The 15638-nt window shown below is 65.3% G+C and carries 10 protein-coding genes and 7 pseudogenes; 10 read left to right on the top strand and 7 right to left on the bottom strand.

Annotation, left to right across the window (positions count from 1 at the left end; translation table 11 throughout):
- Positions 1–199 precede the first annotated feature (199 nt).
- Positions 200–746 (top strand): annotated as a pseudogene (locus ACICHK_RS43030) (relaxase domain-containing protein); the annotation flags it as partial.
- 8 nt (positions 747–754) lie between these two features.
- On the opposite strand, the gene ACICHK_RS43035 reads toward ACICHK_RS43030, so the two are convergent.
- Complete coding sequence (locus tag ACICHK_RS43035) at positions 755–1174, bottom strand: hypothetical protein (RefSeq protein WP_406841792.1); 420 nt, start codon at positions 1172–1174, stop codon at positions 755–757.
- Positions 1174–1455 (bottom strand): hypothetical protein, encoded by a 282-nt coding sequence (locus tag ACICHK_RS43040; RefSeq protein WP_406841794.1) that lies wholly within the window; start codon positions 1453–1455, stop codon positions 1174–1176. The genes ACICHK_RS43035 and ACICHK_RS43040 overlap by 1 nt, the downstream gene beginning before the upstream one ends.
- A gap of 576 nt (positions 1456–2031) precedes the next feature.
- Between ACICHK_RS43040 and ACICHK_RS43045 the strand changes: the two genes are divergently transcribed.
- The gene (locus ACICHK_RS43045) at positions 2032–2415 is read left to right on the top strand and encodes a hypothetical protein (protein WP_406841795.1); all 384 of its coding nucleotides are present in this window, start codon (positions 2032–2034) and stop codon (positions 2413–2415) included.
- Between the two features lie 5 nt (positions 2416–2420).
- On the opposite strand, the pseudogene ACICHK_RS43050 reads toward ACICHK_RS43045, so the two are convergent.
- Positions 2421–3001 (bottom strand): annotated as a pseudogene (locus ACICHK_RS43050) (IS5 family transposase); the annotation flags it as partial.
- Positions 3002–3828: 827 nt separating this feature from the next.
- On the opposite strand from ACICHK_RS43050, the gene ACICHK_RS43055 reads away from it, so the two are divergent.
- The 3 genes from ACICHK_RS43055 to ACICHK_RS43065 all read left to right on the top strand — a co-directional run bounded on the left by ACICHK_RS43055 (position 3829) and on the right by ACICHK_RS43065 (position 6993).
- Positions 3829–4887 (top strand): bifunctional DNA primase/polymerase, encoded by a 1059-nt coding sequence (locus ACICHK_RS43055; protein WP_406841922.1) that lies wholly within the window; start codon positions 3829–3831, stop codon positions 4885–4887.
- Positions 4884–6458, top strand: coding sequence for a phage/plasmid primase, P4 family (locus tag ACICHK_RS43060; RefSeq protein ID WP_406841796.1), 1575 nt, complete (start codon positions 4884–4886; stop codon positions 6456–6458). Before ACICHK_RS43055 ends, ACICHK_RS43060 begins: the two co-directional genes overlap by 4 nt.
- Positions 6459–6603: 145 nt before the next feature.
- Positions 6604–6993, top strand: a complete 390-nt coding sequence (locus ACICHK_RS43065; RefSeq protein ID WP_406841798.1) for a DUF6009 family protein — start codon at positions 6604–6606, stop codon at positions 6991–6993.
- A 26-nt stretch (positions 6994–7019) separates the two neighbouring features.
- Here the strand turns inward: ACICHK_RS43065 and ACICHK_RS43070 are convergent.
- A pseudogene (locus ACICHK_RS43070) lies at positions 7020–7415 on the bottom strand (toxin Doc).
- Here ACICHK_RS43070 and ACICHK_RS43075 point away from each other — a divergent pair.
- Positions 7335–7787, top strand: coding sequence for a hypothetical protein (locus ACICHK_RS43075; RefSeq protein ID WP_406841800.1), 453 nt, complete (start codon positions 7335–7337; stop codon positions 7785–7787). The pseudogene ACICHK_RS43070 and the gene ACICHK_RS43075 sit on opposite strands and share 81 nt — an antisense overlap.
- Positions 7784–8110, top strand: a pseudogene (locus ACICHK_RS43080) (nucleotidyl transferase AbiEii/AbiGii toxin family protein); the annotation flags it as partial. The gene ACICHK_RS43075 and the pseudogene ACICHK_RS43080, both read left to right, overlap by 4 nt.
- On the opposite strand, the pseudogene ACICHK_RS43085 reads toward ACICHK_RS43080, so the two are convergent.
- Positions 8040–9230, bottom strand: a pseudogene (locus tag ACICHK_RS43085) (IS701 family transposase). The pseudogenes ACICHK_RS43080 and ACICHK_RS43085 overlap by 71 nt on opposite strands.
- A gap of 232 nt (positions 9231–9462) precedes the next feature.
- Here ACICHK_RS43085 and ACICHK_RS43090 point away from each other — a divergent pair.
- The 3 genes and pseudogenes from ACICHK_RS43090 to ACICHK_RS43100 all read left to right on the top strand — a co-directional run bounded on the left by ACICHK_RS43090 (position 9463) and on the right by ACICHK_RS43100 (position 13210).
- A pseudogene (locus tag ACICHK_RS43090) lies at positions 9463–10460 on the top strand (IS5 family transposase).
- A 300-nt stretch (positions 10461–10760) separates the two neighbouring features.
- Positions 10761–12026, top strand: a complete 1266-nt coding sequence (locus tag ACICHK_RS43095; RefSeq protein WP_406841802.1) for a ParA family protein — start codon at positions 10761–10763, stop codon at positions 12024–12026.
- Positions 12023–13210 (top strand): ParB/RepB/Spo0J family partition protein, encoded by a 1188-nt coding sequence (locus tag ACICHK_RS43100; protein ID WP_406841803.1) that lies wholly within the window; start codon positions 12023–12025, stop codon positions 13208–13210. The genes ACICHK_RS43095 and ACICHK_RS43100 overlap by 4 nt, the downstream gene beginning before the upstream one ends.
- 764 nt (positions 13211–13974) lie before the next feature.
- On the opposite strand, the gene ACICHK_RS43105 is transcribed toward ACICHK_RS43100, so the two are convergent.
- The gene (locus ACICHK_RS43105; protein WP_406841804.1) at positions 13975–14739 is read right to left on the bottom strand and encodes a hypothetical protein; all 765 of its coding nucleotides are present in this window, start codon (positions 14737–14739) and stop codon (positions 13975–13977) included.
- A gap of 159 nt (positions 14740–14898) precedes the next feature.
- Positions 14899–15627 (bottom strand): annotated as a pseudogene (locus ACICHK_RS43110) (transposase family protein).
- Positions 15628–15638: the final 11 nt, after the last annotated feature.

Below are 15638 nucleotides of genomic sequence, written 5' to 3' on the forward strand. Positions count from 1 at the left end.
ATGGCACCTGCCACCCTCCCGAAGTAGTGAACATCTGCTGCCCATTCTCGGGTTCTGGCTCAACTTCTGTGTGGATCGGCCAACGCCCGGCGTACCAGGTACCCCGAACACGAGGACTGGCAGATCAATCGCGTGACCCGGCTCATATAGAAGCACTCACCGGCGCCACTCCACAGAAGTTGCGCCAGAGCCCGTTCTCGTGAACAGAACCATCGCGTGGGCGCTCGGCGATGACGAGACCTGCCTGGTGCTGGAGCTGTGCCAGGACATCTCCCGGGACAAGGTGCTGGCGTGGCTGGAGGATGAGGTCGCACAAATCCGGTGGGGGAGTGGCGGCAAGCACCGCAAGCCGATTCGGGACGGATTGATCGTCGCGGTGTTCGGGCACTACGAGTCGAGAGCTGCCCAGTCGAGACCGCTGCTGCACGATCATGCTGTGGTCTTGATTCGCGCCTGGCGGCCGGATAGCAAGGGAACGTGGGGCAACCTGTCTGCGGACTCGTGTTGGCCCACATCGTCGCCGCCGACACCCTCTGCACCCTGTATTTCATGGGCAGGTGTCTATCCGGCCCGGGTGGGTCTGGGAGCCTCGTGAGGTGATATTCGGCCATCGACCTGCTCTGGGGATCACCGGGATCGACCAGTGGCTCATCTGCTGGCAGTCAGCCTGCCGCCAGCAAATTGAGGACGCCCTGTATGTCCTCATGGTGGGCTACGAGGAACGGCAAGGGCATCCGCCGGGGGAGTAGGCCGCCTACGCACTGGCCTGCCGGGCTGCTACTGACGTTGTTGCTGTGATGTCGTCAAGGTGAGGCCGGTTTCGGCGAGGCATCCGTCGATGAGGTTGCTGCAGTACTGGATCTGGCGGAGACCGCGTCGAAGCGTGCTCACGAGGTGGTCGGGGTCGGTGAAGGCGGTGCAGCAGTTCGGTCGCGGTGACCGCGGCGTCGGTGTCGAACGCCTCGATCCGGATGAACCGCAGCCCCTTGATGTAGCCGAGCAGCCCGGGCCGCTCCGTGTCACCGGCTGTCAGCGACAGCACCGGCGCACACAGATCACCGAGCCCGCCGGAGGCCTGGACGTAGAACGCGGCGACCGCCTCGTTGAACGGGTCCTTCGGGTCGTACAGAGCCCCAGCGGCGGTGTGGTCCAAAACGACCGCGATCGCCGCCACTACGCGGCCGCCCGCGGCCCGTGCTGAGAGGCGCCCAGACGCTCCAGCAGAGCCCGGGCCTCCGCCTCGGCCTCCGGACTCGGCACGCTACCAAGAGCGGAGGCAAGCTCGGCGCGGGCCAGCTCGGCACGCTCGGCATACTCGGCCTGCGTCGGCGTGCTCTGCGCCAGTTCCTCGACCAGGCTGCGGATGCTCGTGCCGTGCTCGGCCGCCAGCTGGGCAAGCCGGTCCCGCGCGGCCGCGCTCACCCATAACCCGGTTCTACCCCGTTCCTCTACCACTGGTAGAGGAACGGCGGGTGCCAGCTCCCCTGGTCTGCGGCGTGGCGGGGCTGAGGGGTTCGGGAGAGTCAGTCCCGTGTTTGGTCCCGCAGGGAAACGTGCTGGTCAGCGGGTTTCTTTCCCGGGGGACGGGGCTGACGGGACTCAGGTTGGCAGTTATCACCGGCTTGGAGTAATGACGTCACGTACGCGCGCACGTGATCTCTTTCCGCTTCAGCGTGTGATAACTGTAGATCTTGGTCCCGTCAGTCCCGTAGCCTGTAGCGAAAGCCGCCTGACCTGCCAAGATATGTGACGGGCCTGAACGGGACCGACGCTCACGGGACTGAAACGGCGCGCCCCGTCTCGCCCAGCGGAACGGGACCGCGGGACTGACGGGACCAAACTTTCGGGACACGTACGTCCTGTTGCAGGACGTGCGGTTTTCTGAGGTCGACACTGAAGAAGTTCGACACCGCAGCTCGCAATGGCAAGCTCAGCGGCCGGCAACCGGCCCTATCGCAGCTGAAGCCTGGGAGGATCAGAAAGTGGAGTCAAGGCTCGGGCCTGTCTCTTGGATCCGTCCGTGAGATTGTCGTGCTCGTGATCGAGTCTTGGGTGATCAATGACGACAGCTCTGTCCCTGTGTCGTCGGCGGTGGTGTTGGAGGCTCTTCGGTCGAGGATCGACAGCGGGCAGCTTGAGACGTGGCTGACGAGTTCGTCCGGACGGTCGCTGGCCTTCGTGACGAATGCTGAGCGAGCAATGGTGATGCTGCTCGAAGACGAGGGTGATCCCGGCGAGCATGCCGTGGACCCCGGAGCTGAGGGGTTGGGCTTCGGATTCGTCCTCTCCAACGGGCAGAGCGACGAGTATCGGGATGAGGACACCGTCTCCATCCGTGAGGCGTTCAGGCTCGTGGAGCACATCGTTGGCACGGACTCTTGGCCTGCGGACGCGCGTTGGGTGGTCGATCACTGAGCGGGTTATGGCCGTGCCCGGATGAGGACGGCGGCGAGGTGGAGTGCAGCCTGGTAGGCGATGGCGAGCTCGTCGGTCCGCATGGCCAGGCCGCGCCATTGCTTAGGCCGGTTGATGCGGCGTTCGACTGAGTTGCGCTGCTTGTATGCCTCGGCGTCGAAGGCAGGCGGTCGGCCGCCGACGCGACCTTGTCACAGACGGTGGCCGATCTGGTCGCAGGGCTGGGGAATGACAGCAGCGCGGATTCCGCGTCGGCGTAGATGCTGCCGAATCGCGCGGGAGGAATACGCGCGCTCCGCCAAGACGGCACCAGGGCGGGTCCTCGATCTTCCGGGGCCGCTTCGCGGAACGCCGATGGCTGCTATGACGGTCTCGAAGGCTGGTGCCTCGCCGTCTGGCCTGCGGTGACGCGGAGGGCCAGGGGGCATGCACGGGCGTCACTGGCGAGGTCAACCGCCGACTCAGGCTGCCACGGAAGCAGCCCAGCGAGTGGTCGTCGTTTCGGCCAGGTCTGGAGCCTCTTTTTCCTGGCACCGGCGGAACGCTGGTGAGCCCGGCAGACAGGGGAGTCCACCGACACGGTCCAGTCGATGTCCTCAGCCCTCTGCGCTGTTTGCCGACCGCAGTTACAACGAGTACCGCTGACTGCTGCGGCAACTTGGTATCGAGGCGCTCATCGTCCGATGCAGCATCGCCCACGGATCGTCCTGAGCAAAGCCCCTTGGGGCGTCGAGCGCGCTTTCGCCCGGCTACACCAGTTCAAACGACTCCGGACCCGCTACGAACACCGTTCTCAACCTCCAGCAGGGCTTCCTAAAACTCGCCTACAACATCATCTGGCTCCAGCGACTCCGCACGTCGCTCCAGAACGATCAGTAGAGACTCGGCGGTGGCGGGGCTGAGGGGTTCGGGAGAGTCAGTCCCGTGTTTGGTCCCGCAGGGAAACGTGCTGGTCAGCGGGTTTCTTTCCCGGGGGACGGGGCTGACGGGACTCAGGTTGGCAGTTATCACCGGCTTGGAGTAATGACGTCACGTACGCGCGCACGTGATCTCTTTCCGCTTCAGCGTGTGATAACTGTAGATCTTGGTCCCGTCAGTCCCGTAGCCTGTAGCGAAAGCCGCCTGACCTGCCAAGATATGTGACGGGCCTGAACGGGACCGACGCTCACGGGACTGAAACGGCGCGCCCCGTCTCGCCCAGCGGAACGGGACCGCGGGACTGACGGGACCAAACTTTCGGGACACGCACGCCCTTGCCCTCCAGCTGCCCCCCGGCTGGGCTACGCTCCTGTCGGGCAAACCCGAAACGTCAGTCCCTTCAGCCCCGTTAAACCAGTAGGGGGGCCGGTCTGACGGGGCCCCAGAACCGAAGCTCAGATCCGCAAGGACGATTCATTGGCCAGCCAGTCCGCGATCACACCCGCGGTCCCTAGCGGGGTAGGTCCAAGCCATAAGGTCGCCCGCTGGTGCGCGCAGCAGGGCTGGCCGGTTCACCCGCTGGCGCCGGGACAGAAGGTGCCGGCGGCGAACTGTGCCGAATGCCGCGAGCACGGGCACCCGGCCGCCGAATGCCCGTGCCATGTACGAGGCCGCTGGTGCCACGGATTCCACGCTGCCACCACCGCACCCGGCCGTATCGACGCATGGTGGCAGGAGCAGCCCGGCTTCGGTGTCGGAGTCTCTTGCGGGCCCGCGAATCTCATCGTCTTGGACGTTGACGCGCACGCCTCCCAGGTTCCCGACCGCTCCCGCCTCCTGCCTGGCATCGTGATCGGCCCCCAGGTCAACCTCGACGGGCTAGCCACCGGCTTCGACACTCTCGCGCTGCTGGCCGCACTGCGGCGTCAGCCGGACCCCACCAAGGACGACACGACGCTGCGCGTCCAGACCCCCTCCGGCGGACTGCACATCTGGTACCGCAACCCCGCCCCGCAGATCCGCTACCGTTCCTCGACCGGCTCCAGCCCCCGGACAGCCCTTGCCTGGCAGGTCGACGTGCGCGCCGACAACGGCTACATCGTCGCGCCCACTACCCGTACCCCCGCCGGGACCTACCGCCGGATAGGCACCTGCCGACAGCCCGCCCCGCTCCCCGATTGGATCGCAGCCGAACTCGTCCGCACCGGACATACCCCTGCGAGCCAGCCCCACGCCCCGCGCCAGGCTGTAGCCCCGCGCTCTCGCCGTGCAGGAAAAGCCGCCGAACGGATGCTGCAGCCGCTCCTCGATGAGGTCGCGGCCTGCGCAGCAATCCCCCAAGGCGCGAGTTTCACCGAGAAGCTCAACCGGGCCGCCTACACCGCAGGCGGCCTGACCGCAGGCGGACACCTCACCGAAGCTGACGCCCGCACGCTCCTGCAGGACGTGGCACATGCCGCCCGCCCGCAGCATGAACGCCGTAACACCACGATCATCGAGTCCGCTCTGTCCGCCGGCGCGCAGCGCCCGCTTCACCCTCAGGGACGTTCATGAGCGCCGAACCCGCCCGCCGCTTCGACGCCGAAGCCGCCGCCGCCCAGATCAACCAGCAGCAGGCCCTCGACCTCGTCATGCCCGAATCCCCCGGAGCGAGCCTGCCAGCACAAGGGATCGAAGCCCAGCCCGCGCGCGTGACGGAACTGCCTCTGCCGTTCATGCCCGACTCCCTTACCGACCGCGGAAACGCCAAGCTCTTCGCCCGCCACTTCAGCGACCGGTTTCGCTACGTCATCGGCATGGGCTGGCACTCCTGGGACACCTACCGCTGGAAGCTCACCGGTGGCGACGAAGCCGCCCGCTGGGCCGCGGGCGAACTCGCCGAGCAGATCCCTGACCACGACCCCCGCGGCAAGTTCACCGACCGCCAGCTCAAAGCCCACCGTAACCACTCGGAGTCCTCCTCCGGAGTCAAAGCCCTGCTCTACCAGGCGCAGGCCGCCCCCGGCCTGCGCCTGGACCCCGACGTCCTCGACGGCGATCGCTACGCCCTGTGCACCCCCTGCGGCGTCGTCGACCTGCGCACCGGCGAGCTGCGTAAGCCCAACCCGCTCACCGACATGCACTCCCGCGCCACCACCGTCGCCCCCCACAAGATGCCGATCCCGCGCTTCGAGAGCTTCCTGCGCGACACCTTCGGCGACGACGACAAGGGGTTGGAGACCATCCGGTTCCTGCACCTGCTGCTCGGCTACTCCGTCACCGGTGACGTCGGCGCCCAGGTCATGCCGTTCCTCTACGGCTCCGGTGCCAACGGCAAATCAGTGCTGCTCGAAGTCACCATGCAGATCCTCGGCGACTACGCCAACGCCGCCCCTCCCGGATTCCTCATGGAGAAAGGCAAGTTCACCGAGCACTCCACTGAACTCACCGAGCTCCACGGCCGGCGCATCGTCGTGTGCAGCGAACTCAAGCCGAACGACAAGTTCAACGAAGCCCGCGTCAAACTCCTCACCGGCGGTGACACCATTACCGCCCGCCGTATGAGGCAGGACTTTTTCAACTTCACCCCCACCCACAAACTATGGCTGCTCGGCAACCACCGCCCCGAAGTCGGCACCGGCGGCCACGCCTTCTGGCGCCGCATGCGCATCATCCCCTTCGAGCGCCGCGTCCCCGACGAACGCAAGATCGACAATCTGGCCGCCGAACTCGTCGCCGAGGAAGGCCCCGGCATCCTCCAGTGGCTCATTGACGGAGCCCGCCAGTACCTCGCCACCCGCGACCCTCTCACCGGCCCGCCCTCCGTACGCATCGCCACCGCCGCGTATGAGACCACCGAAGACCACATCGGCCGCTTCATCACCGAACGCTGCACCAAGGGCCCCGACGGCCGGCCCGACCCCGACCTGCGCGTCGAACAAAAACTCCTCTACGAGGCTTATGGCCGCTGGTGCTCCGACGAAGGCATCCGCTCCTCCACGCCCCGCGCCTTCGCCAGCCGCATCCGCCAGGAACTCGGCCTCGCCTCACCCGCCGACATGATCAAAAACAATGCAACCAAGCTCTACCCCGGCCTGGGCCTGCTCCCCGACGACGCCGAACCGGACGAAACGAAGAGCACATGAGCACACGCGTACTGGGAGCGGCCGCCGACCGACCGTACGATGGACCTGGCTCCACCCCCACGCACCACACCCGCCGACCGCGGCGCAGCCAGGAGAACAGCACAACGACCGGCCCAACCCCGGCCGCCCGCACACAGGAGGCCCGATGAGCGCGATGCCGCAGGAAGGCGATCTCGCCCAGGAGGCCGAGATCGTCTGGCTCGAAGACCCCACCGACCTCGACTACGTCCGCCAGGCCCTCGACAAGGTCAACACCCGCAAGGGAAAACCCCGCTACGAACGCGACGGCCGCCTCATCGGCTACAGCAACCTCGAACCCAAAGCACCCCGCAGCGCCGACAGCGGACTCTTCGCCCGCCGCACCTTCTACCTGCTGCCCCACGACCGCCCCAACCGCCCCGGCGACGCCGACTGCCCCTACAACGTCGGCGCCCCCCTCGAAGCAGTCGACCCCCGCACCGTCGCCGTAGGCAAAGTCGGACAGAAAACCGCCCGATCCCAGGGCACTACGGAGATAGTTGCCTCCCGATCCTGAACACCACCCGACACCGTGCCCAACCATCACAGCGGCGGGCACCCTGAACCGCCCGGCCCCCGGCCGAGCACGTCACCGACGGGGTAGATGCTCAGCAGGGTTTCGCGGACTTTTCCGCACAGAGCTCCGTAGGGAAGGCCGATCCCGTTCCCGGACTGGCCCATGTACTGCGCGGTGACGAAGGCGGCGAAGAGGACGTTGCGGTGGGGGAGTGGTTCGAGGTGCACGATGGTGTGCAGTAGCGCGGCCGCTCGTCACGCGGTGTCGGGTCCGGAGGATGTGGTGAGCGGGTACGTGCTGTTGCCGCCCCGTCCCGGGTAGCAGCCGTCATAATTGGAGGCATGCCCGTCACGCCGCAGCACCCAGCTCCCGCACCGCCCCCTGCGGGTGCCGTTGTAAAGGCGGGCTCCGGCGGTACGGATCTGGAGCTGTACCGGGAGAAGTTCCGGCGACGGCTGCCGGATTCGCTGGAGGAGCTGCATGGGCCGGCGGAAGGGGTCGTGCAGCCGCCCATCACCGTGGTCTGGTCCGGGCTGCGTGCCTTCGACCTGGGCAATGAACGCCAGCGGATGAGTCTGTACCGCACCGTGTTGGCCGAGGGCATGCACAAGGACCTGACTGCTCTCCTGAACCACGCCATTCTCCTGCGGTCATGGCCTACTCTGCGGATCCTGGTCTCGACCACGGTCCGGGGTGTGTGGGAGGACCGGTTCGCGGAGCTACGGGCGCTGGCCGACGTACCTCCCGCCCAGCCCCCGGCCCGGCGCACCCATGAGGGTCCGGCGGCCGCGTGAGACTGCCCGACCTGCACGCCCGCCTCCTGGCGGACGTCCTGGCCATCGGCTCCCCCTACCCGCTGGTACTTACCGGCGGATACGCCGTCCAGGCCCACCATCTCCTTTCACGCCCGAGCCAGGACCTCGACGTCGCCACCGAGAATCCCGCACCGATGGACGAGATCGTCCGCACCCTTACCGACGGGCTCACTGAACGTGGCTGGCACCTTGAGGTGATCGAAGTAGCCCCGCTCTCCGCACGCCTCAACGTCACCGACACTCGCTCCAAAACTCGCGAGACGTGCGAGGTGGACGTCCTGCAGGAACCGTTTCTGCCGCCCCTTTTAGCGCGGCGTCGGCGGCCATGACGGCCAGGAAGGCGTGCGCCAGCATGGCCAGGGTGATGTGCCGCATCCAACCGGTGTAGCGACGGACTTCGTACTGGTCGAGGCCGCATTCGTTCTTCGCGGCCTGGAAGGCTTCCTCGATGGCCCAGCGCATCCCGGCGACGCGGACCAGCTGCTCGACCGTGGTGCCCAGCGGTACGTAGCCGAGGTAGTAGGCGATCTCCTCGGGCTTGCTGAGGCTGCGGCGGGCCAGTGCCCACCTCTGGTGGGTGGGCATCTAGCCGTCGAAGTCCTCGACGGCGGTGATCTGCAGGGCGGCCCAATGGTAGATGTGCGGGCCCTTCGCGCCGTCACCGCACGAACGTCTCTCCTACGCTTCGGCAGGAGCCTGGGAGAAGAGGTGATCGATGCGTCCGAAATGCGGCACCTGCTGGGACTTGGGGACTGCGAGCACATATCCCATGCCGGTTTCCTCGTGCATGCGACGCAGCCGCAGCTCCTGCCCGTAGGCCGAGTCTACGGTGACCCAGGTGATCGGCAGCGGTGAGGCGATCGCCCGCAGCACCATGGCCTTGGCCAGGTCGGGCTTGGTGGCGAAGGTTCGCTCGTCAGGGATGTGGGCGGCGCGGCAGCGGTCGCGATCGTCGGTCCAGGACTTGGGCAGATACAACTCCCGGTCCACCAGGGCGCGTCCGCGAGTGGTGGCGTAAGCGGCGAACACGCCGATCTGGCAATTTTCGGTGCGGCCGGCGGTACCGGAGTATTGGCGTTGCACGCTGGCCGAGGTGGTGCCCTTCTTGAGGAAGCCGGTGTCGTCGAGGACGAGGATCCCGTCGGGCTCGCCGAGCCGTTCGACTACGTAGTGCTGCAGGTCATCGCGGAGTTCATCGGCGTCCCAGCGGGCGCCGTTGAGGAGTCGCTGGAGGCGGTCGGGGGTCCGGTGTCCAGCGTATTCGGCCAGCTGCCAGCCGTTCTTGCGGCCGACCAGGCCCAGCAGTCCACGGATGTAGTCACGCATCCTGCGACGAGGCTCGACACGCCGGAAACGGTGGCCGGTGCGCAGAAACAGTTCCTCGAGCTCGTCGTTCCAGATCTCAACTGCACGCTCGTCGATCACGCCGGGAGACTGCCCGCACCGCTGCCACTATCAGCGTCGGCTGCACACGATCGAGGGGCGGGCCGGGAAAGAGAACACAGGTCGGCAGCCAGCTCTCTACACTCACCCAAACCGCCCCTGAACAGGGAAAACGTCAAAGTGCTGCTGGAGTACTAGGGCGCGTATTGAGTTGTGATCAATCTGCGGGATTCGCTCTCGCGGTGGGGTCTGGTCCGGTAGACCTTCTTGCGTGACGCGAGGGCAACTGACTGATGCAGACTGGGAGTTCATCGAGCCGTACCTGCCGGTCGGCGAGTACGGCCCGTACCCCGAGCGGCTGCGGCAGCAGTTCGAGGGTGTGATCTGGCGGTTTCGGACCAGCGGGCAGTGGCGTGAGATGCCGCGGGAGTTCGGTGCCTGGTCGACCGTGCACAATCGCTTCCGGCAGTGGCGTGACGCCGGCGTCTTCGAGGCTCTGCTGGAGGGCCTGATCGCGGAAGCGGCGAAGCGGGGCGAGGTGGACCTGTCCCTGGTCAGTATCGACTCCACCACCGTGCGGGGACACCACGATGCCGCCGGGATGCACCTGGACAAGGACGTCGTCACCGCCCTGGAGAAGGCGGCTGCCGAGGAGGAGAAGGCCAGGTCAAAGGGGGCAGCCTCGAAGAACAAAGCGGGCAGGACGCCGATCCCGAAAGGCAGGAGCGGCGACGCGTCCGGCGTCGGCGAAGAGTCCGCCTGAAGGCCGCTCTCCTGGGACGTTCCAGGGGCGGGCAGACCAGCAAGGTCCATCTGGCCGCCGACCGCAAGTGCCGCCCGCTGGCGTTCGTGCTGACCGCGGGCCAGGCTGCGGACAGTCCACAGTTCATCCCGGTGCTCAGGAAGTTACGGGTCCGCGGCCCCGCCGGCCGCCCCCGCACCCGGCCGGACGCGGTTGCCGGGGACAAGGCCTATTCGTCCCGCGGCAACCGGGCCCACCTGCGCGAACGCGGCATCAAGGCAGTGATCCCGGAGAAGAGGGACCAGGCCGCCAACCGGAAGAAGAAGGGGTCCAGGGGCGGTCGGCCCGTCAGCCACGACGCCGCCCTCTACAAGGAGAGGAACACCGTCGAGCGCCTGATCAACAAGCTCAAGGCCTGGCGAGGCATCGCCACCCGATACGACAAGACCCCGGACAGCTACCTGGCCGGCCTCCACCTCCGAGCCTCGATGATCTGGATCAAAGACCTCACCCGAACCACCAATTGATCACGACTCGATACGCACCCTAGGGCGCTGATCGCGTGCCGGAGTCATATCGCTTCCGGGACAGCGTCAGGCCTCTCAGATCACCGGTTCATCATGCGTGGCCAGCCTGCTGCTGCTTGTTGACGATGCATAGAGGAGGGAACCACCAACCGGCACGGAGTATTGCCGTGGACTCCCTGCGATTCTCAAACATGATCATACAGGACATATTTTTGCATACAGCTTCCCATCTGGGCACCAACTTGGCCTAACTAACGTGTCAATCACACTAAGGATCAAGGACGTTAGTATGGTGTCTCCATGAGTTCGACAACCGCCTCCAGCGACCGCGAGAAGGTCGTCTCGAAGCTGCCGGGATGGCTCCGACAGAACCTCAAAATCAGAGCCGCCCAGCACGGCGTCGACATCCAGGCCGCCGTCGAGCAAGGCATCCGCGAATGGTGCAGCCTCGCCTCCACCCCCGCTGCGCTCGACACCTCGGGAGCCGATTCCTTCTCCACATTCCTGCCCCCCGGCCAGTGGGAAGAGTTCCGTCAGATCACCACTGACCGACGCGTCTCCCTTATCCAGGGTCTCGCGCAGTCGGTTCAGCTCTGGCTCGATACCAATCCGGCGCCCGACATCCAGCGGCCCGCAATCACGCGACGCATCGTCGTGTGCAACCAGAAGGGCGGTGTCGGCAAAACCGCCATCACTGCGGGGCTGGGTGAAGCACTCGCCGAGGATTCCAACTCACTGCATTCCGTGCGTGTTGCCAAGGCCCTCACCAAAGCCCTGCGCGCAAGTGAAACTCATGCAGCCCACACGGAATCAGAGGACGACCCGCTCGACATCGAGAACCTGCCGGGGCCCGGGTTGCGCGTGCTGCTCGTCGACTTCGACCCGCAGTGCCACCTCACGAACCAGCTCGGTGCCAATCCCCTGCCGCTAAATGGGGACAGCCTCACCAACCACATGGCCGGAGATCCCAAGGGAGAACTTCGCGATCTCGTGGTTTCTGTGGATGACGACGCTTTTGACGGCCGGCTTCACCTGCTGCCCGCCTGCAACGACGCATTCCTTCTCGACGTGCGGCTCTCCGCGGTCCGTGCTCGGGAAGCGGCTCTCGAGCGGGCCCTTGCTCCACTCGAGAGTGATTACGACGTAATCATCGTCGACTGCCCGCCCAGCCTCGGACTCAGCATGGACGCCGCTGCCTACTACGGCCGGCGTCGTGATGGCGAGAAGCCCGGACAGTCCGGAGCTCTCGTCGTCGTTCAGGCAGAGGACAGTTCAGCTGACGCGTATGAACTCCTCACCACCCAGGTCGACGACCTACGCAGTGACCTGCAGATCGACATCGACTACCTGGGCATCGTCGTCAACCTGTACGACTCCCGCCGCGGTTATATCGCCACATCCTCCCTTCAGGGCTGGGTCGATATAAAGGATCCGCGGGTTGTGGGTCTCATCGGCGACCTCAAGGAACAAAAGGAAGCCGTCCGTGTGAAGAAGCCGTTGTTGTCCTACGCACCGAAGTCGCAGCAGGCGGTCGGCATGCGTGCCCTCGCCAGGGAGGTTCTGTGAGCAAGGCCGACCAGCTCGGCAACGGTCGTTTCGGTGGGGGAGTGCGCACGGTCAGCGCCCGCCGCCAGGCTGTCGCCGCCGCAACAGGCGTCCCGACGGAAGGGGTCGCCCCGCCCGGAGAGCTCCCTGTACACCGCATCAGCCCGAACCCCGACAATCCGCGTTCCAGACTCGGCGATCTGACCGACCTCTCCGGTAGCCTCGCCACCCATGGTCAGAAAGTGGCGATCACGGTCATGAACCGCGACGCATACGTGAAGGCCAATCCGGAGCGCGAAGGCGACCTCGAACCGGACACTACTCACGTCGTCATCGACGGCAGCAGCCGGCTTGCTGCTGCCCGCGAAGCCGGGCTCACCACAATCAAGGTCATGGTCAGTGACGAGCAGGGAGGTACTTCCGAGGAGCTTCTCGAATCCGCCCTCGTCGCTAACATTCACCGCCAGGATCTCGATGAACTGGACGAAGCACGCGCACTCCAACGGCTCCTGCAGATACACGGAAGTCAGCGGGAGCTGGCCAAACGCCTGCATCGTTCGCAAGGGTGGGTGTCGCAGCGCCTGGCACTCCTCAATCTCACCCCTGAGCTTCAGCATCGGATCGGCGAAGAACCCATCGACCTGCTGCGGGCTGTGGGTAACAAGCCTGCCGACCAGCAAAAAGAGGCGCTGGAAGAACTCAAGGCTGAAAGGACCCGCAAGGAGAACGCGAACCGGGCTCCTCAGCCTCGACCTGCGATGCCGACGCCAGCAGAACCAGCCCCTACCGGAACGATGAAGGCATCATCCGCTCAGCCTCAAGAACCACCGCAACCGGTGGAAGCGGTGCCGGACAAGCCTGCGGAGGCTCCGGATGACCACGGCGCAATCACCGACACAGCCAGCGTGGCTCCGGCACCAGGACTTGAGTCTGGTCCCGACAGCGAGCCGGAAGTCGAACAGGCCGTGCCGAAGCCACGCGGCGTGGGTGAACCCTCATTGAAGGGTGATTCCGTCAGTGAGGACCAGCCACCACGTCAGCTGCCGTACGACGATCCAATGTTCATCGCAATGCACTTGGTGCGGAAAATGGAACTGCCCGCGTTCTTCGAGATGCTGCGTGCCCTGAACCAGCTCGGGCAGGAGCGTGACCCTGAAAAGTACGCAGAGATCCTGACAACACTCGCTACGGAAACGGCACGTTGATCAGGTTCCACTCGCGACGTGGATTCGCTGAAGACCGCTTAACCACCAAAAACAGGCAGTTTCGATGGTCTTCAGTAACGACGGTGTTGTGGCGGAGCGGGCATGACCGCTGATTCCGTGACGCATCTGAGCGGGGGTACGAGCGCACCGGGTTCTCATCGGTGCGCTCGTCATCGCCGGTTCGGATGTGGCTGTAGGAGCGCAGCTCCTACAGCCACATCATCAACCTGGAACAGGAAGGTCTGTCCATCAGCGTCACCCTGCACCGCTACAGCCACGCCTGGCGTCACCCGATCGTGCGGCAGACCCAGCCCCCGCCAGAATGCCTGACAGCGCTACTACCCACCCGCTATCACGTCTACCTCATGGAGAGGCCTCGCTGGCATTGCCGCGGCCAACATCGCGGAGATGACAATGTCCGAACCGGCTTGGTACAGGAGCCACGCAGTAAAAGTCCTCAGCACCGACCGCGGTACCCAGGAGTAGATCTCATCGGCTAAAGGACTGCATCGGTGCTCAAGCCAACCCTGTCAGGATGCTGCCGTGACCAAAATGCCGGGGAGCATGCCAGGCTGTCCCGGTCAGACAGGACAAAGGGAATCATCTCTCGGCTTGGTCAGGTGCGCGATCGCGGACTTTTCCCGGTGCCATGGCGGCCTGGGGGACCTTTTCTTAACAAACGATCCCTTGCTCCCGACAGACGGCTACTGAAGGGATCCCTACAGCAGCCAGAGCTAGCCGGAGTCATCAGAGCGACGTCTCTCCTACGAGGTCAGCAGAGCAGCATCCATGAGGGGCGGTGCCAGCGCGCTGGCCACCCGAGCCAAAGAATCGGCTCGCAGTGCAAACCTGTTGGCAGGGTTGCGGAAGGAGTACTCACCACCGTTGATGTAGAAGCCGTGCTCATCGAACGTCCAATGTACGGGACCCGCAACTCCTTGATCCTTCATGAGCTCTGAGGCAAGGACATCGGGTTCTTCTACAGCGGTTCTAGCTCGCAGTGCAGCAGTCAGGCGAACAAAAGCGTCATCGGATGTCGCCGTATCACCAAACGCCGGCAGCAGGAGCAACAGACGAGCATGGGGATCGTCAGTGCTGCCTCCAGGCAGGCCATTGTCCGCGACGGCTACAAGCTCAGGCCACGACAGGCCCGGCCCCATGAAGTGGCCATCGTCCTGTGCAAGAAGCTCAGCTTGGTCCCAATCGGGGTGGTGGAGAAGGTAGTCGGTCCTTGCGTCGTCTACAAAGGTTCGGTGCACAATGTGAAGACTGTGGCCTGCAGCAAGCGGGATGGTGAACGTCGGCCATTCAGCGCGTTCCCACAGCCGGCACTGGAAGTCATCGGCAGCATCGTGGTGTGTACCCAGCAAGAGTTTTTCGGCATTCTCGCTCTGGGCGCACGAGTAGAGGTGCCCCAGCCAGAAGAGAGGTTCGTGAAGGAGCGCGGCTTCGGCTCGGAGGGGGGCACTGTCATAGCCCGGTATCTGGGCAGGATGGAGGCCTGCACTGTTGATTGCAGAGGTCGTCATCCTGCTGGAGCTCCGTTCGTTGACGCCGGGCACATGAGTTGATCTTTGCATGGTGTCCTGACTCGCCAGTGACAGCGCGCGGGCCCTGAGGCACTTGCCACCGACGGTTAGTCATATGCGCCTGCACAGGGCGGCGCCGCTACGAGAAGGATCGCCGCTTCAGCGTTGCTTCTCCAGGGTGAGGACGGCTTTGGTGATGACGCTCATGCGGTTGGGGCTGATGCGGGATTTGCGGAGGATCTGCCAGGACTTCAGCCGTGCCATGCCTCGTTCGACAGGTGCCGGGCCGCGGACAGGGCCCGGTTCTGGGGCTGGTCAGTGAGGATGAGTTCACCGCCTGACGGGCGGCGCCTGGCGGGGGGACCCAGTCGCCCGTACCGATGTAGGCCATGTCGGCGAGGATCAGGATGCGCAGATCCGGAGGATCTTGTGTGTATGGGCGGCCGTCAGGTCGTGGGTCCCGGCTGGCAGGGCCGGCGACAGCCACAGAATCTCGTCGGCCGGGTCCGTGACGACCTGCACATTCACCCCGTGCCGCTTGTGCTTCGAGGAGCAGTCGGCCCTGCCGTCGCCGACGCGGTTGCACTATGCGAGCATGCCGTCCAAGAGGACGAAGTCCGGGTCGTATGTGCGCAGCCCTTCAGCAGACCCGGCGCCCGCCCGGCGAACAGACCCCTGACTGCGCTGACGTAGGCGTGGGCGGTGCCGACGGACATCCCGAAGCCCGCGGCGATACGAGCGAGGATTTCGTGGCGACGCAGGTACACGAGAGCCACCAGCGCACGGCGGGAGTTTGCACCGTCGGTCACCCTCACGAGTGACGACGAGCATCGTGACCCACTCGACCAGGGCGTGGGGCAGGTCGAATGCGGCAGCATACGGAACCAATGGGCTCCTGT

This window comes from Streptomyces sp. AHU1 (assembly GCF_045343905.1).
In the GTDB taxonomy this organism is placed as follows: Bacteria; Actinomycetota; Actinomycetes; order Streptomycetales; family Streptomycetaceae; genus Streptomyces; species Streptomyces triticiradicis.